13 protein-coding genes are annotated in these 25099 nt (G+C 38.6%); 4 read left to right on the top strand and 9 right to left on the bottom strand.

Annotated elements, in window-relative coordinates; translation table 11 throughout:
• The first annotated feature begins 58 nt into the window (after nucleotides 1-58).
• Entirely contained in the window at nucleotides 59-580 is a 522-nt protein-coding gene (locus tag B7C41_RS00995) for a GNAT family N-acetyltransferase (protein ID WP_085296897.1), read from the top strand.
• A 95-nt stretch (nucleotides 581-675) separates the two neighbouring features.
• Here the strand turns inward: B7C41_RS00995 and B7C41_RS00990 are convergent, their stop codons facing one another.
• Nucleotides 676-1380, bottom strand: a complete 705-nt coding sequence (locus B7C41_RS00990; protein WP_085296896.1) for a glutathione S-transferase — start codon at nucleotides 1378-1380, stop codon at nucleotides 676-678.
• A gap of 116 nt (nucleotides 1381-1496) precedes the next feature.
• On the opposite strand from B7C41_RS00990, the gene B7C41_RS00985 reads away from it, so the two are divergent.
• Entirely contained in the window at nucleotides 1497-3797 is a 2301-nt protein-coding gene (locus B7C41_RS00985) for a peptidase U32 family protein (protein ID WP_085296895.1), read from the top strand.
• A gap of 91 nt (nucleotides 3798-3888) precedes the next feature.
• On the opposite strand, the gene B7C41_RS00980 is transcribed toward B7C41_RS00985, so the two are convergent.
• The 7 genes from B7C41_RS00980 to B7C41_RS00950 all read right to left on the bottom strand — a co-directional run bounded on the left by B7C41_RS00980 (nucleotide 3889) and on the right by B7C41_RS00950 (nucleotide 15244).
• A complete protein-coding gene (locus B7C41_RS00980) occupies nucleotides 3889-4248 on the bottom strand; it encodes a VOC family protein (RefSeq protein WP_085296894.1) in 360 nt (119 codons plus the stop codon).
• A 312-nt stretch (nucleotides 4249-4560) separates the two neighbouring features.
• Nucleotides 4561-5583 carry a patatin-like phospholipase family protein gene (locus B7C41_RS00975; protein ID WP_085296893.1) on the bottom strand — a complete coding sequence of 341 codons (1023 nt, stop codon included), beginning with the start codon at nucleotides 5581-5583 and terminating at the stop codon, nucleotides 4561-4563.
• A gap of 278 nt (nucleotides 5584-5861) precedes the next feature.
• A complete protein-coding gene (locus B7C41_RS00970) occupies nucleotides 5862-6782 on the bottom strand; it encodes an aldo/keto reductase (RefSeq protein WP_085296892.1) in 921 nt (306 codons plus the stop codon).
• Between the two features lie 69 nt (nucleotides 6783-6851).
• A complete protein-coding gene (locus B7C41_RS00965; protein WP_085296891.1) occupies nucleotides 6852-8846 on the bottom strand; it encodes a vanadium-dependent haloperoxidase in 1995 nt (664 codons plus the stop codon).
• 69 nt (nucleotides 8847-8915) lie between these two features.
• On the bottom strand, nucleotides 8916-10613 hold the full coding sequence (locus B7C41_RS00960; protein ID WP_085296890.1) for a CRTAC1 family protein: 1698 nt from the start codon (nucleotides 10611-10613) through the stop codon (nucleotides 8916-8918).
• Nucleotides 10603-12147: a tryptophan halogenase family protein gene (locus tag B7C41_RS00955; protein WP_085296889.1), complete on the bottom strand. Its 1545-nt coding sequence runs from the start codon at nucleotides 12145-12147 to the stop codon at nucleotides 10603-10605. The genes B7C41_RS00960 and B7C41_RS00955 overlap by 11 nt, the downstream gene beginning before the upstream one ends.
• A 121-nt stretch (nucleotides 12148-12268) precedes the next feature.
• The gene (locus tag B7C41_RS00950) at nucleotides 12269-15244 is read right to left on the bottom strand and encodes a TonB-dependent receptor (RefSeq protein WP_085296888.1); all 2976 of its coding nucleotides are present in this window, start codon (nucleotides 15242-15244) and stop codon (nucleotides 12269-12271) included.
• Between the two features lie 531 nt (nucleotides 15245-15775).
• Between B7C41_RS00950 and B7C41_RS00945 the strand changes: the two genes are divergently transcribed.
• Entirely contained in the window at nucleotides 15776-17911 is a 2136-nt protein-coding gene (locus B7C41_RS00945) for a pullulanase-associated domain-containing protein (RefSeq protein ID WP_158089064.1), read from the top strand.
• Between the two features lie 245 nt (nucleotides 17912-18156).
• Nucleotides 18157-22353, top strand: coding sequence for an alpha-1,6-glucosidase domain-containing protein (locus B7C41_RS00940; protein WP_085296886.1), 4197 nt, complete (start codon nucleotides 18157-18159; stop codon nucleotides 22351-22353).
• A gap of 322 nt (nucleotides 22354-22675) precedes the next feature.
• On the opposite strand, the gene B7C41_RS00935 is transcribed toward B7C41_RS00940, so the two are convergent.
• A complete protein-coding gene (locus B7C41_RS00935; RefSeq protein ID WP_085296885.1) occupies nucleotides 22676-25096 on the bottom strand; it encodes a putative bifunctional diguanylate cyclase/phosphodiesterase in 2421 nt (806 codons plus the stop codon).
• Nucleotides 25097-25099 lie beyond the last annotated feature (3 nt).

Here is a 25099-nt window from a genome sequence, read left to right as displayed (position 1 = left end):
TTATGACTGTAAAAATAGTAATTATTTTCCACACTCAACAATAAATAAAGGGGCTTTAGTGAAACAAATTTGCCAAACATCAAGATTAATTATCAGAGAGTTCACCCGCAATGATGCCAAGTTTATTGTTAGACTACTGAATGAAAAATCATTTATAGAAAATATCACCGACAAACAAGTTAGAACGATTGCAGATGCAGAAAACTATTTAGCCACAGGGCCTATGGCAAACTATAAAGATTATGGCTTTGGCTTACATGCAGTGGTGCTAAAAAGCGACGAAATTTCAAATAAAGAAACACTAATAGGCATGTGTGGATTGCTAAAAAGGCCAGAGTTAGCTTACCCAGATTTAGGCTATGCTTTTTTACCTGAATATTGCGGCAAAGGTTACGCCTTTGAAGCTGTCGATGCCACACTGAGAAATGAAGTCACAAGGCATTCACTAGCTAAGGTTTTAGCGGTAACCTCACTCACCAACCAAAGCTCTATTAATTTACTAAAAAAAATAAGTTTTAGTTTTAAGGGCTCTATGGAAATCTATGGTGAAACAAGTAATGTATATGAATATAGTGCTTAAAACGACCCTTAGCAAAGTTAATAAATGGTTTCTAAAAATCAAACTTTTGTAAGTGTAAGTGTTTCTAGTCCTCACTTTTATTTTTATTTTTACTTTTATTTACCAACAAAAACAACCTCTTCACCACTTTCCAACCAAAGCGGATATTTAGCCATCACTTTGGTAAACATTGGGCTTTGCAAGTAACTATTTAACCAACGTTGCAAGTTTGGATATGGCGATTGTAAATACCACTGGCGCTCTACTCGGGCAAATTGTCGAATAAAGGGTAACAAGGCAATATCTGCTAAGCTTTCTTTTGTAGAGAATAGAAATTCATGCTTAATTAAACGTGTTTCTAACAACTGAATATATGCTTCACAAGCTACTCTACAATCAATTAACGTGCTTTCATGGTAGCGTTTTGCACATTTATACGCTTCTAGGCGGACTTTAAATTCAACATCAAAATCGCTGATCAGCGCTAACATTTCGTTTAATAATTCCGAATTGCTTTTGTGCAGTAAATTATCGGGGTCAGCACGATTAAGCGCCCACAGCATAATATCGAAGCTTTCATCGATAACCTGTTTTATCTCGCCGCTTTGCTCCCCGACTTCACTTTCACATGTTTCTTGTCTCGATTCAGTCAACATCAAAACCGGTACTGTGGCTTTAGGCGAGGCAATAGTCATTGCTTCGGGTTTATTACTCAACACGATATCGCGTAGCACAATCGGTTGTTGTGACTTATAAATCGCGATCCTGGCCCGCATGGCATAAGGGCAATTTCTTAATGAATAAAGGATAGGTAGTGCCATGATTTTCTTCTTGTTAAAGTTACACACATTATAAAGTGCAACTTTAACGGTATTCATTCGGGAAATATACGGGTAAAATCCCTGCTCTTAAATTTAGCGAAAAATAAGTTGTAAAAATGGAACAGAAAATTGAATTATTAGCGCCCGGCGGTGATGTTGATGCCATCAAAGCGGCCATTATTGCAGGGGCTGACGCGGTATATTGTGGTTTAGACACGCTCAACGCCCGAAATCGTGCTGCTAATATTTCCTTCGAGCAACTTATCGGCATTATTCGTTTGGCACATCAATACAATTGCCAGATTTTCTTAACGCTAAATATTATTATTTTAGAGCGCGAATTTAAGTCTATTGCCAAATTATTAAGTAAATTGGTTAACACCACATTAGATGGCGTTATCGTGCAAGACATCGGCATGTTCAATATTATTAAGAAGCACTTCCCAACCTTAGACATTCACGCGTCTACCCAGTTAACCACCCATAATATTGGCCAAATTCCCTTTTTGAAAAAACTGGGCGCGTCTCGCGTTAACCTATCTCGCGAGTTAAACTTACGCGAAATTACCGCCATCAATAAAGTTTGTCTTGAGCAAGATGTACTGACCGAAGTGTTTGTCCATGGCTCACTTTGTGTTGCCTTTTCAGGTTTGTGTTATTCAACCTCTGCCAGTGTTGGTAATTCTGGAAATCGTGGCCGTTGTAGCCAAGCCTGTCGTGAAGAATATGAAACCACACCATCAGGCCATAATTTCCCACTGAATATTAAAGACAATTCAGCATTTTTTGATTTACCGGCGTTAATCGATGCTGGAGTGCATTCATTTAAAATTGAAGGCCGAATTAAAGGCGCTAACTATGTTCATACCGTGGTTGATAGCTTTCGCAAACAAATTGATGGTTTCCTTAATACGGGCGAATTAACCGAAGATGGAGAGCGTTTGTACAAAGTATTTAACCGCGATTTTTCCAATGCATTTTTGCGTGGCGACTTAAACCAATCAATGTTTATTGATAACCCACGTGATAACTCAAAGGTACATGCGGTAAATAAATTTAAGGCTGACGAGAGCCAGGCTATTTCAGTGGTACAAATTCAAGATGTAGAACAAAACCTACAAGCGGATAAAAATACTATTGAAGCAGAAGTGGTCGAAAAGATTAAACACTTAAGCATTGAAAAAGTGCCGCTAATGCTAAAATTTTCTGGTCAACTTGGCCAACCATTGTCAGTAACAGTTACGACAGAAGGTTTTTCTGTGGAGCAAAGCACTTTTACTTTGCAATCAACCAGTTTGCTAAGAACCAGTGACAAAGCTTTTATTGACTCGACCACCATTAACAAGCGCTTTAAAAGCTTTAATAATGCCGAATTTTTATTAAAAGACATTAACTGCGATAACTTAGCTAGCGGCTTAAGCATTCCTTTTAAAGAGCTAACTGTTTTGAAGAACGATGTCGCTAGTCGATTAAACAACTCAGTGACTGTATTACCTGAAGTGACGTTACCACCATTGGTTAGTCACCCTAAAGCTGACGCTCAACACGATAAAAAAGCTAAATTATCACTATTAATTTGTGATGAAGCCGATGTTGAATTGGCTAATGTTACCAATGCCGACATTTACTTTAAATTACCTGACGCTTACAAGCGTGGCTGTACTAAATATATTGGTTTTTTACAGCAAAACCCACGCTTAATTCCGTGGTTTCCAGCAGTACTCATTGGTAAAGATTACGATGTCGCGGTTAATATTTTAGAACAAGTTAAACCCGCCTTAATTGTGACTAACAACACAGGTATTGCGTATCGCGCTAATGAGCTTGGTATCAAATGGATTGCAGGGCCGTTTTTGAATACTACCAACTCCTACGCATTATTAGCCTTAAAAGAAGACTTTGACTGTAGCGGCGCCTTTATTTCTAATGAAATTAACGCATCGCAAATGAGAAATATTGCTCGCCCTGAAAACTTTAAATTATTCTACAGTATTTACCACCCTATTTTACTGATGACCAGCCGACAATGTTTCTTCCAGCAGAGTGTTGGCTGTGAAAAACCCCGTATCGACAATGGTTGTATGCTGTCATGTGATAAATCAACCAGCATCACTAACCTTAAAGGTGTGTCATTTGCTATTGATAAGCAAAAAGCAGGTTATCCGAGCATTTATAACCAAGATCAGTTTTTAAATATGGAAATTATTGCAGATTTATCGCACTTGTTTGACGGTTTTATGGTTGACTTAACTAACATTGGCGCAGGCGATAGAGAATCTCCTGACAAAGCTTTGTTAATTCAGCAATTTGAAGAGTTATTGTCAAACCAAACAATAGACAACGATTCCGCTGTTACGCAGCAGCTCAATAACTTAGTGCCAGAGTCAACGAACATTCAATACCATAATGGCTTGTAATTACTATCAACGGTAATTATCTAAAATAAAAAAGCACTGTTATTGCAAAATAACAGTGCTTTTTCGTTTAACACTAAAATATCTACAATGGTTAAGTATTTTCTATAATCCACACCGCAAATTCATTACCACTTGGTTCAATAAAGTGAAAACGGCGACCACCAGGGAATGAAAAAATAGCGGTAGATATTTTGCCTCCAGCAGACTCTACTATTGCTTGAGTACCTTCTAAGTCATCACTTTTAAGTACCAATAATGCCGAACCTTCAGCGGCCAAAGATGTAAGCTCTGATTGATAGAAGCCGCCGTCTAAACCTTGGCCAATAAAAGCTGTGTATTCAGGGCCAAAATCTTGAAATATCCAGCCAAAGGCCTGCTCGAAGAACTGCTTTGTTGCCGGAATATTACAGGCTGGAAATTCAACATAATTTAATTTTAAGTTCGCTGACATAATTTACGTAATTCCTTTTAATAGCTTAACTTTATAAACTCTTGTAAATACAAGCCCAATGCCGACATCAATAGATATAGCTGATGCCATTCTATTAGGCTTTTTAACATTGCGCATTTTTCGTTTTATCCATTGTACAGCCCAATTAAATAAGCTCAACTGCAATACATAAAGCACATAATGAGCAAAGAATAAATCAATTGGTTAATTCACTCATCAAAGGCTAGCTGAACGATCACTTCATTATACAGATTGGCATAATTGCTTCTGCTTCTGACAACATATTTGAACGTTCAGCATTTTCGCCACCTATTAACCATGCTCTATCGGCCTACCCGTTTTAGGGTCAATACGATCGAGCGATGGGCCATTATAATCACCTAATAACAACTGAACCGCCGCTTCACCGTATTGTTCAAACCAAAAATCGCCTAATGCCTTTAATTTTTTAATATTGGTTCGACTCACATCATCCATAGCATCATCAGGTGGGTTTGGTAGGCCTGGTTGTTCTAAAAGCTTGGCATTGACTCGGATATACGTCCCTTGATCCATCAGTGTAATCCCTTGATAGGCAACCACACGTTCATCACTGAGAATGTCGAGGATTTTCCCTTTCGTCATCCATTGTAATGCGCCCCAACCTCTCGATGCTGGACCATTAATTTTTCGCGTCATAAAACCAGTGCCAATTGATAGTACTCTTAGATCACTAATTGATTCTTCCTTCCAACACCGCCGAGCCTCAGCAATTGCACACATGGTGGGGTTATTCGCAATAACACCACCGTCAATTAGCCATGACTCATCCATCTCAGGAGGCATCTCTAACTCTTTAGTTGGAAAATAGGTTGGCGCGGCGCTTGAGGCATCAGCCACTTGATAAGAATACAGCGACTGATAATCCGCTTTACTCGATTTAATAATCATAGGTCGGCGCTTCTCTATCGCATAAGTCACTGCTAGAACATGTTTATTATTAGGTAAATCATCAATTCTTGCTGCTTTAAACTTAGCTTGTAGCAATTCTGTTTTACTTTGTCCTTCATATTTAGGTGCATTCACGCCGTCTATTTCGAACCAACCTTTATTTTCAGTAAATATTTTCTGACCATTGTCATAATTATATAATTCGTTAATCTCAGCCATTTTCATATTGGTTGTGGCAAGTGCTAAGGCAATGATACTGCCAGTGCTTGTGCCCGCATAGAAATCAACACAGTCTCGAATGGTTGTATCGTTAAGTTGTAATTGTTCTTCAACCTTAGAGAGAAATTGCGTAGTCGCGGCTCCCCGAATCCCTCCTCCATCTAATGATAAAATTAGTTTTGGCATAATAAGTTCCTTTATTTAACAAATGTAGTTTTAGTGTTTACTTAAACATTGACTAACGTTCGTTTGAAAAATGCTCAGGATATTTATGACCCCGTTATGGCAAGCGATAACTCCTTTCATCGACAATGTTACATGCGAAAGCTTAGTATTTTTTAATTAAATGTCTAATATTCAGATGCTGCAAACTTCTGAAAGAGTAATGTAGCAAGGTTAATAGTTTTGTGAAGAGAAAGGCTACAAAAGGTTCACTGCAGCCTTATAGATTAAAGGGGATTTAGTTATGGGACTTGCTGACCATTTCTTGCTTCTAGCAGGCGATACCAATCTTCACGAGAATAATCTAGCGTTAATGCCAATTTAGCCGCCACAATACGCTCAGGTGTTGTTGAACCAATAATTGGACAGATGCCTGCTGGATGCTTTAACAACCAAGCTAGGATAACTTGCCAAGGCGCACAGCCATACTTTTCACTTTGCTTCGCTAATTCGCTTTCGATACGCTGTTCATCTTCAACAGCAAACGTATTACCCCAAGCCGAATAAACAACACCACCTAAAGGACACCAAGCAATTGGTGTTATGCCGTATTGCTGGCATTGATCCAACGTTCCATCAAGCAAAGTATCAATATTGTGAATATTGATTTCTACTTGATTAACCAATAATGGCATTGAAACCGATGATTTTAGTAATTCAACTTGCGACGGTTTGAAATTACTCACCCCAAAGTGCTTAACTTTACCACTAGCTTTTAATAGTGCAAAGGTTTCAGCGACATCATGCACATCGAATAAATAATCTGGACGGTGCAACAAAAACATATCCAAATAGTCGGTATTTAAGCGTTTAAGGGAAGCTTCAACACTTGCTAATAAATACTGCTGACTAAAGTCATAACGTGTTGGTGCATAAGCGTCATCACTATTTCGAGGACGAATTCCTGCTTTAGAGGTAAGAATAATTTTCTCGCGTAGCTGTGGGCTTTCTGCTAACACTTCGCCAAAAAGGCTTTCACACGTGCCACCACCGTAAATATCAGCATGATCAAAGTGATTATAACCAGATTCTAAGGCTGCCATTATTGCACGCTTACCTTTACTACGATCTTCTGCGCTATTATCACCAGCAATACGCATACAACCGTATATGAATCGAGATGATTCAATATTAGTGTTACCGATTGATACTTTTTTCATCATTAACCTTATTTTTCACTATACACTTGGTTACAAACGGCCCTTTGAGCAACCAGCTTGCAAAAATCACTATTATTCAATAAAACCTTGAATAAACTCAAAACTATTCTTGCCAATTTTTTCGCCAATGAGCCTACCGGGAATATCATCTACAGGGGGATGTATTCCGCCCCAAATGCGAGAAAGACTACATTGATCAGACGCATCACGATATGTCGCCCATTGTAATGTCATATCAACACTAGGCCCTTGTTCAAAAACCAAGAATTCGTTTGCCGTTACTTTAAACTCACTCATGCCACCTGGAAAATAAGCATCTCCTGTCATTCTAGTCATTAATTCTGCGGCTGCTCGAGAATAAGTAGAGTGCCCAGAAACATAACCAGCAAAAGGAGGAGTAACGAATGATGGTCGTTGATACGGCCACCAATTTTCTGCCAAAATCCAACCAACTCCGGCTTGTTCCACTTCAGGGTTATCAATATAACTTGGGCCTTTCCAACTATAGAGCTTAATTTTGTCAATATTTTCGCCATTAGCTCCTGCTAATGCATCTCCTTGTTTCACTAATTCAATATAGTTGTCGACTAACGTTATGCCATTTTTATGATAAGACGGTAACAATAAATCACTACTTTGCCCTAAATCAGCCATTGCTCGAATAGCTGATACAGGACGGATGTAATCATAGCGTCCTTTGATACTCCAAGCAGAAATTGCTGCATCGTGCATCGTACCACCCATCGCAAAATAAGACTTTACATCCCATTCAAGGTTACCTAGAGTCTCTCCTTCGCCTTGCCAGCGTTTTTCCAATTGAGGATGATCACTAACGCTATTTAGGATAACAAACCAGTGACCTGGCGGTGTTTCTGAATCGGGGCCATCCGCCCAAAATTCAGCTAAAACACGGCCATAATCACCGCGAGGAACTAGTTGCTCTTGATAAGGTTCATTAGTGGCGGGATTGACAGTATAACCAGTGCTAGTATCACCACCAGAAAATTGTTGATAAAACTGGCGGTAGTCTTCGAAACTGCTTGGCAAGCTGGTAATATTACCTAAGTTTTTTGGTGATATATCCCACATAACCCCATCTGTTTGATCTAGGTGTGCAGACCAAATGGCAACGGTAGCAAAGCCCCATTTATACTCTTCGCTAAGCTCGTTATCTATCAACGGTGGCATACCAGGATCATGATAGACTTGGTATTCATTACCCGACCTTAAGAAAATGCTTTTGTCATTTTCGGATAAAGAGAAAGGCTTAACATTACCCCACTCAGGACTCAAAAAACTTGGCGCTTCATCGACAGGGTTACCTGCTTGGTCAATGTAACCTGCAATTGACAGTGGCTGCCAACGATTAAGATTAACAATATCAGGATTACCCGCGGTTTCATTACTTAACACTAACGGCGGATTTACCGGTTGATAGTATTGATTTGCGTAGAATTGACGTTCATTGGCACCATCTTGGAGACCATATTCGATATAACAATTGGCGATATAATTACCCAATGCTGCCGAACCGTCTTGTTTATAGTCCTGACTTTCCTCGTTAATATCAAAACCTAGCTCTGTCATTAACTTATTCGCAGAGGCCATAATGGTATCTACGCCTGGCGCTAAACGAAAACGATGTTCAAGCAAGCGATAACTTGCATAACTTAGTGCTCGCTCTTGTTCTGGTAATGTATCAGCAGGTATCGTGATACCTTCTGCATTACAACTGTAGTCATTCAATGTTTGGCTAAACAAATAGTGATGGCTGCTGGTATCAAATACTGCCCAGCTGTCATACATAGCAGCAGAGATGTGAAATAGGTTACGTGCATGCACTGTCGGTCTTGCATAATCATTTCGTATCGCCTCAAGCAGCACATTATTCCATTGGCGTGCAACCGAGTAGCCACTGCGCTCAGGCGTTAATATTACCTCAACAATCGGCGGTTCAGGGACAACCGTCGGTTTACTGTCACTGCCACCACCACATGCGACGAGTAACAACGAAGTCAGTGTGGTGGTGAATATCGATTTTTTATAGTAATTTTTTGTACTGTTCATAATACAACACACTAAAAAATAACTTCTTAGTGTTTCCCCTAGTTATAAATTTACACCAATAACACAATACTAGCTGCGCTCGATTGTCAAAAACTGATTAATATCGACTTGTGTTACAATAGTTTCGTTACCATCAGGCCAAACTATACGCACTTGTTCTATGGCGTCATTCGATGCTAAGCCAAAGTGCGCCTCAACTGGATTTTGAGAGGTATAATTATTACCCGAACGTAATTCTCGCATTTGTTCCATGGTTGAGGTTTTTAGGTAAATTCTGGCACCCAATGCTTGATTGTTCGCTGACTTTTCAATTAATTTTATATTGATGAAGTTATTGGTGTTGCCATGATTACAATAAAGTTTTGGCGCTTGGCCATAATTGGCAACAAATAAATCTTGATCACCATCACGATCGTAATCAAAACAGACAATTCCACGCCCCATGCCTTGATCATCAATGCCTGATGCAACCGCTGACTCAGTAAACGTGCCATCACCATTAGACATAAATAACCTTGATGGATCGGTCGCAAATTGCTCGTCTATATTGTCGCCAAACATGCCATTAACATGGAACAAGTCGAGAAAACCGTCGTTATCAAAATCATTAAAGCAAGTCGCCCAGCCCCAATAACCATGACGTACGCCAGTTTCGTCAGTTTTATCAATAAAACTGCCATCGCCTTGATTCTGATAAAAGCGATTACCCGGTGTTAACCAACCGAAATGTTCAACACCATCTTTGTAAGAAATCGCGGTAACAAACCAATCAAGGTCGCCATCATTGTCATAATCGCCAATGGCAGAGCCCATGCCTGAATTGTCTGTGATCACATTTTGATCGGTTATATCTTTAAAAGAGCCATCGCCATTATTGTGAAAAACTCGAGTCTGGCTGTTATCAGCAACTAATAACAGGTCTTGCCAGCCATCGTTGTCGATATCAGCAAATGACGGCGTGAAGGTTTTGTCTTGTTGACCTAGTTTATTTATGCCTGCTTCAAAACTAACATCAGTAAAGGTCAAGTCACCATTATTGCGCCAAAAATAAGCATAATATTCATTTTTATCATCAGTCCAATGGGTAATAAAAATGTCCAAATCACCATCTTTATCGTAATCAGACCAAGTGCCGGTAAAATTATTACCTGGTAAATCTAAACCAGAGCTGTCAGTAATATCTAAAAACTTTTCATTACCTTGATTTAAATACAATTTAGCGTCATCTCCGCCAACGCTACCGACAAATAAATCGAGTAAGCCATCGCCGTTAAAGTCACCGAATGCAGGACCACTACTTTTCGCTGTTAATGACAATTCTGAAAATTCAGTAACATCTTCAAAACTACCATCACCTTTATTTTTGTATAATCGATTACTTCCAGCATCGCCACCTAAAGTATATAAATCGACAAAACCATCACCGTCAAAATCGCCTGAAGCAACACCACCTGACATGCCCAAAATACCATCACCGTTAACGTGCTGGTGACTAAAATCAATCCCGGCTTGCAGAGAGACTTCAGAAAATTGTACGCCACTCTCATTACTGTTGCTCGCATGACATTGATGGCTGCTATCATTTATCGCGTCTGCTTGGCTTATAATCACCGAAACGCCGGTGACTTGCGGGCCAGTTGGCGTTACCACAACAGGAGGCGGTGTTGGCGTGACCTGAGTAGTAGATTTACCACCCGAGCCACCACAAGCGGTTAAAGCGCTTAATACACAAAGTGTAATGATATTTTTAATATGGTTATTTTTCATCTGCACACTCTCTTGTTTTTATGAATGCATAGTGATCTTGAAAGTTACTGCGACTGCGCTCAATAAATTGATCTATATGGGCCAAGTCATATTTGTGAACACTTGAATTTTCATCATTTTGACTAGCTAGCGGAGGAAAGACACCATAACCAGCTAGAATAGCATGCCATGATATTGGAGGATAAAAGCTCACGATATCACTCGTGGTTAGCGTTTTATTAAGATCCTCGCCTTTAACCCATGACTGGACAATACGCTTAAGATTGTCTGATATGTTGGGGTTAACGCTATTGTCGCGCCAGTATTGACTGTCTTCACGAGAACTTAAGCGGTAATGCGCAACAATATAGTCTCGTATGCCTTCAAACCGAGCATTTATTCTTTCATTAAAACAATTTTGCTCTGCGCAAGAAAAAGCATTCTTAGTTAAATTTTCGATCAGTTGCTCAATGGTTTCTTGTACAAAATGTAACGCCGTTGCTTCCAGTGGTTCAATAAAGCCTTGTGATAAGCCAATGGCGATACAATTTTTAAACCAATGTTTCTCTACTCGCCCTACTTTCATCGCTATATGTCTGGCGGGAATACCTTCGCTACTAGCACCTAATTTTTCTCTAAGTTCATGCTCTGCAGCTTCTTTAGTGCAATACTTTGAACTATAAACGTAGCCATTACCGGTGCGATTTGTTAGTGGAATATCCCACGCCCAGCCACATTTCATTGCGGTAGAAATAGTCTGTGAATTGATACTTGTTGCTGATTCATCATTCGGTATAGCAATAGTTACTGCACTATCATTAAATAAATTATCGTCAAAGCTGATAAACGGTACTTTTAATGCACCCTGCAATAAGATACTTTTAAAGCCGGAGCAATCTATAAATAGATCGCCAGTAATGTTTTGTCCATTATCAAGCCTTAGCGCTTTTATATCGCCATCTTCCATAGCACTTTCTACTGCACTATTTTTTTTCAATTCAACACTATCGACGGTTGCCTGGATACGGTTAACACCATTTTTGGTGGCTATTTTTGCCAGAAATTGTCCTAGTAAGACTGCATCAAAGTGATAGCCATATCCGATATCGAAAGGAAAATTGTAATCTCCAATAGGTACCTGTTGATTGGCCGCTAAAGCCGTTGATAAGAAAAATCGGTCAGGGTGACTGTCGACATTGTAACCACGACGTCTAAAAAGACTATTGTAAGTAAAAGCTGGTGCAGTATGAGCGTCGATTAATGAGGTAAAAGGGTGAAAATAGGATTCAAAACCTACTTTCGTTGACCAGTTTTCGAATCTTATACCATTTTTATAAGTCGCATTGCATGCTGGCATCCATTGCTCTTCACTGACAGCAATCTTCTTAAAAAATGATTGTAAGTGTGGTGTCGAACCTTCGCCAACGCCAATAACGCCGATAGCTGGAGATTCAATTAAGGTAATTTCAATGTTATCTTGTGGCCATGCCTTAGCCATTAAATTTGCGGTCATCCAACCAGCGGTACCACCGCCTAAAATAATAATTTTAAACATTCAATTGCCTGTTAGTAAACTATTTGTCTGATCAGAAAATTGATAACTCATGGTTGATATCAAGCTAAATTTTTTGAAAAAAAAGTGCAACTCTAAGGTTGCACTTTATTAACTATCTTGATTAAAGACTGTAATTTACACCAAAGTAAATCGTTCGACCAAAGTACTGAATTGTACCTGTTTTGCTGGTATCACCAAAATAAGATCTATTCGGTTCATCAGTTAAGTTATCAACTGAAACTACACCTTGCAGATTTTCGCTAAATCGATAAGACATTTGCGCTGAAACGATAGTTTCATCATCAAAAAATGCAGATTCTGGATTGCCAGTAGCAATTTGCTCACTAACATAAGCGGCACGATGACGTGCACTTACTCGCGCCGTAAATGTTTCTTCCCAATCATAAAAAATCGTTGCGCTATAAACACGTGGAGATAAACCAGGAAGAGGGCCTTTTGTTCCTTCTTCGAACCCTGGAACATCAGATTCAACTTCAATCTCACTTTCAGTATAAGAGAAGTTAACGTTTGCGCCCAAACCAGACCATAAGCCAGGTAAAAATGAGAATGTTTGTGTATAAGCAATCTCAACACCACGGATATACCCGCTATCTGGGTTATTACTTGCTACCTTCAAAGTGCCATTTTCAAATTGAATTGGCGCTCCGTTATCTCCTAGAATTGTACCAAAGTCATAACCAGCTGCGGCATAATCAAAATTATTAACTATTTTATCTACGACTAAACTTTGTACGTCTTTATTCCATACTGCAAAAACAAACGCGCCATCGGTGTCAGCAAAATAGTGCTCATAAGAAATGTCAATTTGATCAGCGTAAAATGGTCTCAGTTCTGGACTAGTGTCACTATTAAAATCTAAAAAATTAACACCATTTCTTTCATTTAATGAAAAATTACCACTGTTAGCTAACTTTGGTAGATCAGGGCGAGCCATAACTTTGGCGAAAGCAAAACGTAATTGATCTTCATCAGTAAGTGAGAAGTTTAAATTTAGTGATGGTAGATAATCACGATATTTTATACCACGCGTATCGTTGATCCATGCGTCATTTGTTACACCGCGGCCATCAGTAATGACGTCACCATTACCTGCGCCAACATTCACTAAACCGGTACTTTTCTGCTCTGTTTCAATAGCACGAATACCAACATTACCGGAAACAGGGATACCAAATACTTCAGCATCAATATTTAATTGTACATAAGCAGCAGTAACATCTTCTTCAACTTTGTTATCGTTAGACAATGTCCAACTATGACGCCAATCATCAATCGGTGTGCGATCAACATTTGGTATCCAAGCATTTAAAATTGCATTATTATTAATGGTCAAAAAGCTAGGTAAACCTGATAGGTCACCACCAATAGTGGTTGCAGTAGAATTATCAGCATTTAGCTGATACGGAGCGAAACGTGCAACTTCAATAGGGTTACCATCAGCATCTTGACCTTCATAACTAATATACTGACCATTACGCATCCTGTCGTCACTCGTACCGTAAAGAAAACGAGCACGTTTCAGATTATATTCGCGCTTAGATACTCTAAAACCAGCATCAATTGAACTAAAATATTCATTGTCCAGCTGGTATTCAAAATCTACACGTATTGCATCTGATGTATTACTTTCAAAATGAGGATAAGACTCCGCACTAGTTACCATCACATGATTTGTGTCAGTGAAGTCTTGATTAAAACTAACTGATGGGATGCCAAGACCATTTAATTGGTAGTCAAGTACCAAGTTGTCGTCAATAACAGGGGTTGCAGCACTCGAGTCCTCAAAATATGCCATGCGTAAAACCTGATCTTTATAGGTTTCTTCACCTTCAGAATGCGCTAAATCAACAGTTAGCAACATATCATCTTGAATATCCCACTCCCCCTTTAAGCCCCATGAACGCACAGAACTATTAGTGGTATTATTATCAGCTTGTGTTTGTACATTTAGGCTTCGCTGAGAGTTTTTATATGGCGGAGCTGCAACAACACCATTTGGATCTCTTGAAAACGTCCCGCCAATAAGAGCACCATTCGAAATTCTGGCATTGCTTAATAATAATTCATTATTAGAGCCATTAAGCTGACTACGAGCAATATTATTCAAACCTGAGACTCTCAATCCTCGGTCGAATTTTTCTGAATCAAAGTCAGAGCTAAAACCATCAAATTGAAATCTTAAGTCATCACGAGGTTCCCAATTTAGTGCTAAAACAAATGCATTACGAGTATCTTCACCACCACGCTCATTTATTTCAAAACCATCAGAAATTTTTAAATCTTCTGGCGCACCATCATAGAAGTCTGACACCGGGTTATTCGGTTTTTCAAACTTATAATTAACAAAGCGACTTGAAACGGTCGGCTGAAACAAGTGGGCAACACCAAGTGCAACACCGAACGTATCATCTAATAATTTTGTTTGATATGAAGATGTAATACGGCGACCAAAAGAGTCTGAATCGTCATTATCTGCGGCGGCTTTATTCCAATTGCCGTGTGCTGAAAAGCGAAATGAGCTATCTTCTTCATTCTGTAAAGCATTAGCAGTTTGTAATTCAATTGTTCCGGCAACACCACCTTCAATCAACGAAGCCTTTTGGGACTTATAAACTTGTGCTTGTTGAATAAGTTCCGAAGGGAATTGATCAAACTGCACTGAGCGACCACCAGCAGAAGAAACTTGCTCACGACCATTTAAGGTTGAAAAAACGTAGTTACCTGAAAGGCCACGAATATTAAGTTCACTTGATTGACCATCAATACGTATCGACGTTACACCCGGTAAGCGAGTTAATGAGTCAGCAATTGACACGTCAGGCAAACCACCAATATCGTCTGCTGATATAGCATCGACTACTGTATCTGAGTAGCGTTTAGTATTTAGGGATTTTATAATACTGCCACGGAAGCCTTTAACTTCAATGACTTCAATTTCATCTTTTTCTGTTTCTTTTTTTTCTGATGTTATTGCTTGTTGCGCATCTTGGGCTTGTGCAAGTCCGGGAACAGTAGCAAACGACAACCCAGCTGCTATAAGGCTAAGCGTCAATATACTCGGTTTGAAATTATTCATTGTTTGATATTCCTAATAATTACTTATTGAGAAGCTCCATTATTAGACTATTTATTCATATAAAATAGCTGGAGACATTTATTTGGACAATCCATATCCTTTTATTTGTTTCAAGACTTACAGTGACAAGCATAATATTAATCACTTTCAAACGAGTTACAACCAGTTACAGCTTGCCTAATTTTGATTTAAAACGCTAAAGAGATGTATCTTATAAGAATAAACAACTAAAAAACAACGGGATAAAGGATAAAGAAAGTTAAAGAGGCCCAGCCCCCAAAATTGTTGAATACGTATTCATAACAACATTGTTAGATTTTGTCTCTAACGAGGAATAATATTCAGATGCGGTGAATGGGTGATGTATTAATATTTATCAGAGCCTGAAACTACATTAAGATGGATAGAATAAGACGTTTTTTGACTACGTGACAGTATCATTTAAAATTATAAAAATTAACTAAATTATATATGCTTGAGTTATTTAATCATTAAGCCAAGCCTTATTAAAATTATGCGGAGATGTCATTTATGACAAGTTATAAAAAACAATTTACGTCTGTAATCCTAGCCTTAACGGTTGGTGTGTTATCAGGCTGTGGGGGCGGAAGTGATGATAAAATCGTTATTGAAACACCATTATTTTGTAAGTCACCAGAAACTATTAATGATGCTGGCAATGCTTGTGAGCTCGTCATTACACCATGTAACTATCCTGAAGTTGCCAATCCAGAGACATTACTTTGTGAAATGAACACTGAAGAATGGATTGATGGTTCAAATGGCATCACTATGCCAGAGCCTGTATACATTGCAGGTGCTGGCGAAGTAGTTTATTACTACAACATCGCTGATGCTAGTTTTGATGGCTGGGCACTGCATGCTTGGAATAACACTGACTGTGATTCATATGCAGCCTTTGATCATCCTGAAGGTGGTACTGCGTGGGGAGTTGGTATACAGCCAAACGGTATAGATCCTAACTTTGGCGCATACTGGGTTATGGACCTAGTTGAAGCACCTACTTGTGCAAACTTTATTCCTTATAACTTTGAAGGTGAAATACAAACACCAGATATCCAAGTTACCTTGTCAAATACTATAGATAACCCAACGGGTAATTTTTATGTACTTGAAGGCAATGAGGACATTGTATTCCCTCACCCTCGCACCTTTGAATCACTTGTAGTCCCAGGCGGCTCAACGGCTCCACCACTGACATGCGAAGCGCCTCTTGTGCTTAATGAAGCTGGTGATGAGTGTATTACAGACCCAACAGCATTAGAAACTTTCGATCCTGAAGCAACAACGTTATACCTTAAAGGTGGCTTTAATGATTGGGCTAACGATGAAAACTTTGTTTTCGCCTATGAAGATGGCATTTTCATCATGGTTGCATCTCTAACGGCATCTGCTGAACCTTATGAATTTAAAGTGGCTGATGCTAATTGGTCAGAGCCTACATCATTTGGCGTCGCAGATGGCGAAGCAGAAGTTGTACTTGGTGAGAGTAAAAACTTAGTTGTTGGTGAAGATGTTACAGTTAATATGAGTATTACTGTTGCGAGTGACGCTAACTACCAATTCTACTTTGATGCTAAAGATCCTGAAAACCCAACACTAACAGTGACTGAAGTTGTTTATAATAAGGTCATGTACGTAAGAGGTTCATTAAATGATTGGACTGCAACATCAGCTATGGCTTATCAAGGTGATAACATTTATGAATCAACATATACATTAGAAGCAACTGATTACGAGTTTAAAGTAGCGGATGCAGCATGGACAGAAGCGACTAACTTTGGTGCAGCGGCTGGCAATGAAGCCATTTCGCTAGAAGCAGAAAAATCTTTAGTATTTGGTGAAGGTGTGGCGATGAATATCACCATGACGATTGCTGAAGCAGGAAATTATAAATTTGTTCTTGATGCGACATTGCCAGAAGCACCTGTATTAACGGTTAGTAACGCCGTGCCTTACGGTAGCTTTGAGTTGTACATGAAAGGTAGCATGAATGGCTGGACTCAAACTGAGGGTTACGGTTTTTCTTACGCTGATAACCATTACACCTTAGTTACTTTGCTCGACGCTGCAAGTCATGAGTTTAAAATCGCTCCTGATGGCTGGGAAGATGAAGCCACTATTGGTGGTTTCCCTGATAACAATACAATCGCGGTTGATACTGCACTAAACGTAGCAGTCAAAAATGACGGTGGTACTGAAAACCTAGCTTTCGCTATCGATACTGCAAAAATGTTCTCATTTGATGTCGATGCAACCGATAAATCAGCACCTACACTGCTTGTTAGTGAGTACATTCCATTTGAAGCTCGCCCTATGTTATTAAAAGGTAGCATGAATGGCTGGTCAAATGACGATGCATACGAGTTTACTTATGAAGCAGGTATCTTTACGTTAGAAACAACGTTAGAAGCAGCGGCTCATGAGTTTAAAATTGCCTCAGCGGATTGGGAAGATAATTCAACCATTGGTGCTTTACCTGAAGCTAGTGTTGTTACCGTAGATTCACCTCTAACGGTAGCAATTAAAGATAACGGCGGAGCGGATAATTTAATGTTGACAGTCGATACAACAACTACTTATATATTCACAGTTGATGCAACAACAGTCGGCGCGCCGGTACTAACAGTGTCAGTTAAACCATAAATTATCATGGCTAAAAGTCAAAGTTAGTGACCATTAGGTTAGTAACAATTAAAAAGCCGTGATATTCACGGCTTTTTCATACCAAAATTTCAACACAGTTTACTCAAAATTATCTTTAAAAATTTTAGCAAGATCCATTCTGATAAAAAGCTGCGCTGAATACGTATGTAAGCACTGTTCAGCATTTATACAAATACATTAGCATAAAGTTATTACCATAATTCCTATAATAAAGGTGTATTACTATGTTACCTGTTGGTATCAAAAAATTATCTATTTTAAGCGCAATATCCATCGGGATATCAGCTTGTGGTGGCGGTGGAAGCGATAGCAAAAACACACAGCCCCCTACTCCTGTGCCAACACCAAACAATGCACCTATAATTAGCAGTTTCACTGCACAAGCAAGCACAAATAATACTTTAGAATATACTTATGCATGGTCAGTAAGTGATAGTGATAACGATACTTTGAGCTGTACTTTGATAAAAGGTGATGGCTCTGCAGATATCATTATTAATGACTGCGCAAACAATAGTAGTTCAGTAGCAAGTTATCAGGCGGCCGGTGAATTTAGTGCAAGTTTAACAGTATCAGACCCAAGTAATGCCAGTGATAGCGACTTAATTGCCCTCAATGTTGCCGATAATAGTAATGAACTACCTGAACCGGTAGTTAGCGCTGAAACTGATGAGTTAGTCATCTTTTATAAGAGAGCAGATAACAACTACACGGATTGGATAGTTCATCTATGGAATAACGACAGTTGTGATGCTTATGCCAACGGTGATACAGAATGGGCGACAGGCCAAGCACAATCAGGTATTGACCCGAACTACGGAGCATATTGGGTTATCGACTTAAAAACTGAGCATGACACTTGTGCAAACTTTATTGTTCACAAAGGCGATGATAAAGATTTAGGTGGTATAGATCACCAAACAGACTTAACTGGCGAGCGTATGATTTGGTCGCTTTCTGGAATTTCAGAGTTATATTCTGAGCCAACATCATATCCTTCCGGTGTTTTAATACAAGATACTGCAGCTCATTGGGCGAATGAAAACACCGTTTTTTGGAATACTCCTAGCGAGACAAGCAGCGTAAGAATATACAGTGCTGATAATGATGATCTTGCCTATGATAGCGAAAACGGTATTAGTGGAGATAATTATTTAGAATATATAGCAGATTCAAGCGCCGAACATCCAGCCGAAAAATTAGGTCTAGCTCGTTATGAAGCATTAACTGCGTTCAGTTCTACTAACGCATCAGTAGAAAAAGCAAAAGAAATGTTAACAGGTAAATTACTTGCAATTGCTTATGGCAGTGATGACACAATACTTGCCGCCACTTATGTGCAGTCACCTCGTATTCTAGATGCACTTTATACTTCAGGGAATGACGATGCCAACGAAAAACCATTAGGTATAATCTATGATGGTAACAGCATTAGTGCCAATGTTTGGGCACCTACTGCCCAGCAAGTTAAATTAAAAATCTATGATGCTAATAAAGCATTACAATCAACTGAAGATATGACTGTTGATACAAGTACTGGTATTTGGACTTTTAGCGGTGACAACACTTTAGATAGAGCCTTTTATCGCTACGAATTAACCGTTTACCACCCGTTAAATCAAAAATTTGAAACCATCGATGCAACAGACCCATACTCAGTATCTTTAGCCACAAATGGTGAATACTCACAATTTGTTAACTTATCAGATGATGATTTAAAGCCAAGTAATTGGGATGAACACGCAATACCTACAATTGACAATCCTGAAGATGCCATCATTTACGAAGGTCATATCCGAGATTTTAGTGTTTCTGATAGCAGCACCACAGAAGAAAACCGCGGTAAATACTTAGCTTTTACCGAAGAAACATCAGCGCCCGTTACCCACCTAAAATCATTAGTTGATGCAGGATTAACACACTTTCAATTTTTACCGGCTAATGATATTGCCAGCATTAATGAAGACTTAGAGAACAGCGTAAATTTATCAAACACGGTAGCTGAATTGTGTGCAGCAAATAGTACAGCGCCTGTTTGCGGTGTTGAAAATAATACCGCAATATTATCAGATGTTTTAGCAAGCTACGCACCTACTTCGAATAATGCTCAAGCACTTGTGCAATCAATGCGCGGTTTAGATAGCTTTAACTGGGGTTATGACCCTGAGCATTTCACCGCTCCTGATGGTAGCTATGCTTCAAACCCTGATGGTGTTGCTCGTATCAAAGAAATGCGCGCAATGAACCAATCATTACACGAAATGGGCTTACGAGTAGTATTGGACGTTGTTTACAACCACACCAACTCTTCTGGTTTATGGGAAGATTCAGTGCTCGATAAAGTAGTTCCTGGGTATTACCATCGCCGCAACTTAATATCAGGTGACGTTGAAACATCAACCTGTTGTCAAGATACTGCACCAGAGCATGAGATGATGCATAAACTGATGCAAGACTCATTAATAACGTGGACGCAAGCGTATAAATTCGATGGTTTCCGTTTTGATATCATGAGTAACAACTCTTCAGAGTCTATTTTAGCAGCACGCGAAGCAGTACAAGCGATTGACGCCGATAATTACTTTTACGGTGAAGGTTGGACACGTGATGAACGTGGTTATGTTCAAGCAAATCAAGCCAATATGGCCGGTACTGAAGTAGGTACATTTAACGACCGTCCTCGTGACATTATTCGCAGCGCTTCACTATTTAGTGCAAATGGTACGCTTAATGATCAAGATATCATTCGTTTAGGCTTAATCGGTACTATTGCAGATTATCAACTAAAAGATAAAAACAATATTGTTAAACTTGCTAGCACATTTTCTAAGCCCTCTTATGCGCAAGACCCAGCGGATATCATTAATTATGTGTCGAAGCACGACAATGAAACCTTATGGGATCAACTACAATATGGCATCGAACCTGGCGTCAGTGTTGCCAATCGAGTGCGAATGCAAAATATTGCGGGTACTTTGCCACTAGTGAGCCAAGGCATTACATTCTTACAATTAGGTGGCGACTTAATTCGTTCCAAATCAATGGATCGAAATACTTACGATGCAGGAGACTGGTTTAACAAAGTTGATTTCACTAAAACATCTAACAACTGGAACGTTGGCTTACCATTAGCGCAAGACAATGAGAGTAAATGGAACACAATAGGCTCACTGATCAATAATAGTGAAACCGCGGTAAGTGCTGCAGATATCACTTTCTCAGGTGATATTTTCAAAGAGTTTATGAGTCTTCGTCGTTCAAGTCCGCTATTTAGACTAACCACTAAGCAAGATATTATTGAGCGAGTAGGCTTTCACAATACCGGGCCAAGTCAAACGCAAGGCGTCATTGTTATGAGTATTGATGATGGTACTGGTTTAACCGACCTCGACGCTAACAATGATGCACTTGTTGTTGTTATCAATGGTAGTACTGAGCAACAAGCATTAACCGTTAACACCGCTGCTGATTTTGAATTGCATAGCATCCAGCAAAATTCTGCAGACAATACCGTAAAATCAGCGAATTTTACTGCTAACGCTGAAAGTGGCACTTTTACTGTACCCGCCCTAACAACCGCGGTATTTGTTAAACCTCAAGGTGCAAGCCAAGGAGCTGGACTTGCTGCTGATGCAACTTCAAATGCTCCTGATGCCACCCCATTTGGTGACGTAGAAGTATACCTACGCGGCAGTATGAATAATTGGGGTAACGATGGTTTAAATACAAGCGATCAATTTATTTATGACAGTAACGGTATTTACGAGCTGAACTTTACTCTTGATGCCGGCACCTATCAATTTAAAATTGCTGACAATGCGTGGGACGCCGTTAACCTTGGTTATAGCGATTTAACTTTTGCTAACGGCTCTATTAGTATTAGTGACAATGGTGGCAACCTTGAAATGACCATAGCAACAGCTGGTAATTATGGCTTTACGTTAAATGCCTCGACTGCCATCCCTGAGTTGAATATTGCTAGTAAAAATGAAACTGTAGATTGTGATGCGCTAGCAGATTCATCAGATCCAATTCCTTTTGATATCACTGGAGGCGGTCAATTATATGTACGTGGTGATCATTCAGGATGGAACGCTGAAGAAGCCTATCGATTGCATTACAAGGGAAATAATCAATACCAAGCCGTTGCTGATTTTGATGGCGCAATGCAATTTAAACTCGCTTCAGACGATGGCAGCTGGACCACTCAACTTTGGGCACAAGCGAGTAATAGCAATGACTTATTAGATAGTAACCTTGAAGTGGGTGTTAGTTACCCTGTTGCCTTTAATGATGCTGGACAAAGTAATAACAATACAACACTTCCTGCGGGTTCATATAGCTTCTTGCTTACTTTAGAAAGCGACAATCCAGCTAAAGGCTTCAATGTTGGAGATATTATAATTCAGCAATGTCAATAACACGCAAGCGATAAGGCGATAAATAACCTCAGATATTAAAAAAGCTTATTGCAAAACAATAAGCTTTTTAGTTTTAATAACTTTAAATTGTGCGATGCCACAAACTTTGGCATAAAACACTCTACAATCAAATTTTAGTAAGAAATTTATCCAAGAATTTTAGTTATCATTATAAATTTTAAGCGCGGTTCGAGAAAGGATCTTCATAGTCTAATGTATATTTCTGATATGCTTTTTGGCAAACGTCATTGAGAATATAAAAATTGTCACTCTATTTGCCAAAATATCTAAGTGCCATTGATTGATATAAACTTAGGCATAACTACTTATTTTCAAACCATTTACCTGACTTTTGATAGTTTTTAAGTTTGATCTTTAAGTTTTCTAAACTCAAAGGTTTAGAAATTAAATATCCTTGGGCTGTATTTGAATTTATATCCCTCATAAATATAAATTGCTCACGATTTTCTATGCCTTCAACAACAATATCTAAGCCTAAATTTTTTATCATGCTAACCATTGAGGTGACCACATTTTGATGTTTTTCTTCTGTGGCTATGGAATCTATTAACGAGCGATCAAGCTTAATCGTATCAAATGACATGTTAGTCAAATACGACAAAGACGAGTAACCTGTACCAAAATCGTCCATCGCAACTTTAAAACCAAACTTTTGTGCTTTTTCAACCCACTCTTTAGCAATATCAAAATCATTCACTAATGTTGTTTCAGTTATTTCCAACTCAATGCGATTGGAGCTTACTTCGTAATATGCTAATTTTTTAGAAATTTCATCGATAAAATTCAGATCAGTTACTTGTCGGCCACTAATGTTCACTGAAATAACAACATTATTTAATCCCATACTATCCAGTGTTTTTATCATCGCAAGGGTTTGATTAAGTATCCAATTTGTCAGTGGTACTATTTGCCCTGTTTCTTCAAGAATCGGAATAAATTGATCAGGGTAAATATGGCCAATTTCCTCATGATGCCAACGAATAAGTGCTTCCATCTTAACCAACTTTTCACTCCAAAAGTTAATCATTGGTTGATAATTTAATGAGAACTCCCCCTTTTCCAATGAAGATGAGAAGTCAGACTTTATTCTAAATAATAACTCCGATTTGGCTTCCATCTCAGGCGTAAAAAACTGATAAGAATCGCTACCATTATTTTTTGCTTCATGAAGCGCTATAGCCGTTTGGCTGATCAATTTATGAAAATTATTATCTGATGTTTCAGCATAACCAATGCCAACATTCATATTAATCGCTAATGATAACTTATCAAATTGAATATTTTCATCAAATAAGCGCAGCACATCTTCAACAAACATCACAACTTGATTTTCAGATTTCTTATTCGTACAGCAAAAAATAAATTCATCGCTACCAAAACGGTAGACTTTTCTAAAATCATTCTCAAACGTTTTAATTTTATTCGCAATTTCAAGTAAAACTCTATCACCAACTTCATGTCCAAGATTATTATTTAACGCTGTAAGGCCAAATACATCAATAAGAATAAGGGTTACTTCAACACTCTCATCACCTATCGACAGTTGATCAAAATAAGTAGAAAAAGCATAACGGTTTTTCAGTCCGGTGATAGAATCATGTGAGGCGACATGCTCTAAATGACTATTATACTTTTTTAAATCATGTTCATAACTTTGTAGGTTTATTGTCGTTTCTAAAAGTGCATTTTGCACAGTTGAAATTTCATCTATAAACAGTGACTTTTTGGTATTTCTCTCTAAAATATCAATAGCTTTAGCATATTCTTTCTTACCTGTTTTCTTAACAACATATGCTAGCCTTCGCAAACGTATGACAGGACTAGAGATAAAGCTCACTACCGCGATGATAATGGCACTGAGTAAAACTATAATAAATATAACCTCAAAGATAAAACGATCACGTTGCTCTTGTCGCAAGATGGTTGTATCTTCAATAAACAGTAAATTCAAACCTGTATTTTTTCTCGTGTTATATTGATATTGCCAAACAAAATGATTGCTTTGTTTATACATTGTATGAACACCATTGAGCAATGCAGCTTTTGGTTCACTTGCCAGCATATTCATTATAGGCTGAGTATGTTTATTATTAGTTAATATTGGCATGTTGTATTGCTGCCATTGTCGACCTGTTATATTTTTTGAGTTGCCTTCGGTAAGTAATGCGATATTTATATTTCTTAATAAGCTAAATGAAACAAGTGTTTCGTCTAGCTCTACAGTGATTACAAATGCCCAAATTATTCCTTCTAACTCCACCGGGATCGCAACACTCATATAACAATCACTGACACAAGAAATATTAAATACGGGAGATTCTGTCTTAATTAAGTGCTCATACATAGTATTAAAATTGGTTCCCCTTGGCTTCCCGATATTTAGGGTTTGTTGCGTGGGGTTTATCAATTTAATATCGCTGACGGGGTAGCTCATTTGTAATTTAGGTAGTGCAAGCATTAATTCGTTTGATGCCATTGCATAATCAAGTTTATTTACATTGCGTAAAAAAATTATTTCTTCTGCAAGTACAACAACTAAACGAAATTGTTGCTGAATAAACGAGTTAAATGCCTGCTCCGTTTCACCTTTCGTTTTTTGCTGAGAACTCTCTATTTGTTGCTCAAAAAGGCTACTCTCTATTTGGTAGGCAATAATCGATACTGGCACAAAAACTGCCATTAATACGCCCAACCCTATCGATTGTAAACTAATATGCCGCATTAA

This window comes from Cognaticolwellia mytili, assembly GCF_002104475.1.
Lineage (GTDB): Bacteria > Pseudomonadota > Gammaproteobacteria > Enterobacterales > Alteromonadaceae > Cognaticolwellia > Cognaticolwellia mytili.
Note: the sequence above shows the minus strand (reverse complement) of the source record. Positions and strands in the feature narration are given on the sequence as shown.

Bases quoted from the DNA above. Each gene is read 5' to 3' on its own strand.
- B7C41_RS00990 (WP_085296896.1), bottom strand. From the start codon at position 1,380: ATGGCACTACCTATCCTTTATTCATTAAGAAATTGCCCTTATGCCATG.
- B7C41_RS00985 (WP_085296895.1), top strand. From the start codon at position 1,497: ATGGAACAGAAAATTGAATTATTAGCGCCCGGCGGTGATGTTGATGCC.
- B7C41_RS00980 (WP_085296894.1), bottom strand. From the start codon at position 4,248: ATGTCAGCGAACTTAAAATTAAATTATGTTGAATTTCCAGCCTGTAAT.
- B7C41_RS00975 (WP_085296893.1), bottom strand. From the start codon at position 5,583: ATGCCAAAACTAATTTTATCATTAGATGGAGGAGGGATTCGGGGAGCC.
- B7C41_RS00970 (WP_085296892.1), bottom strand. From the start codon at position 6,782: ATGATGAAAAAAGTATCAATCGGTAACACTAATATTGAATCATCTCGA.
- B7C41_RS00965 (WP_085296891.1), bottom strand. From the start codon at position 8,846: ATGAACAGTACAAAAAATTACTATAAAAAATCGATATTCACCACCACA.
- B7C41_RS00960 (WP_085296890.1), bottom strand. From the start codon at position 10,613: ATGAAAAATAACCATATTAAAAATATCATTACACTTTGTGTATTAAGC.
- B7C41_RS00955 (WP_085296889.1), bottom strand. From the start codon at position 12,147: ATGTTTAAAATTATTATTTTAGGCGGTGGTACCGCTGGTTGGATGACC.
- B7C41_RS00950 (WP_085296888.1), bottom strand. From the start codon at position 15,244: ATGAATAATTTCAAACCGAGTATATTGACGCTTAGCCTTATAGCAGCT.
- B7C41_RS00945 (WP_158089064.1), top strand. From the start codon at position 15,776: ATGACAAGTTATAAAAAACAATTTACGTCTGTAATCCTAGCCTTAACG.
- B7C41_RS00940 (WP_085296886.1), top strand. From the start codon at position 18,157: ATGTTACCTGTTGGTATCAAAAAATTATCTATTTTAAGCGCAATATCC.
- B7C41_RS00935 (WP_085296885.1), bottom strand. From the start codon at position 25,096: ATGCGGCATATTAGTTTACAATCGATAGGGTTGGGCGTATTAATGGCA.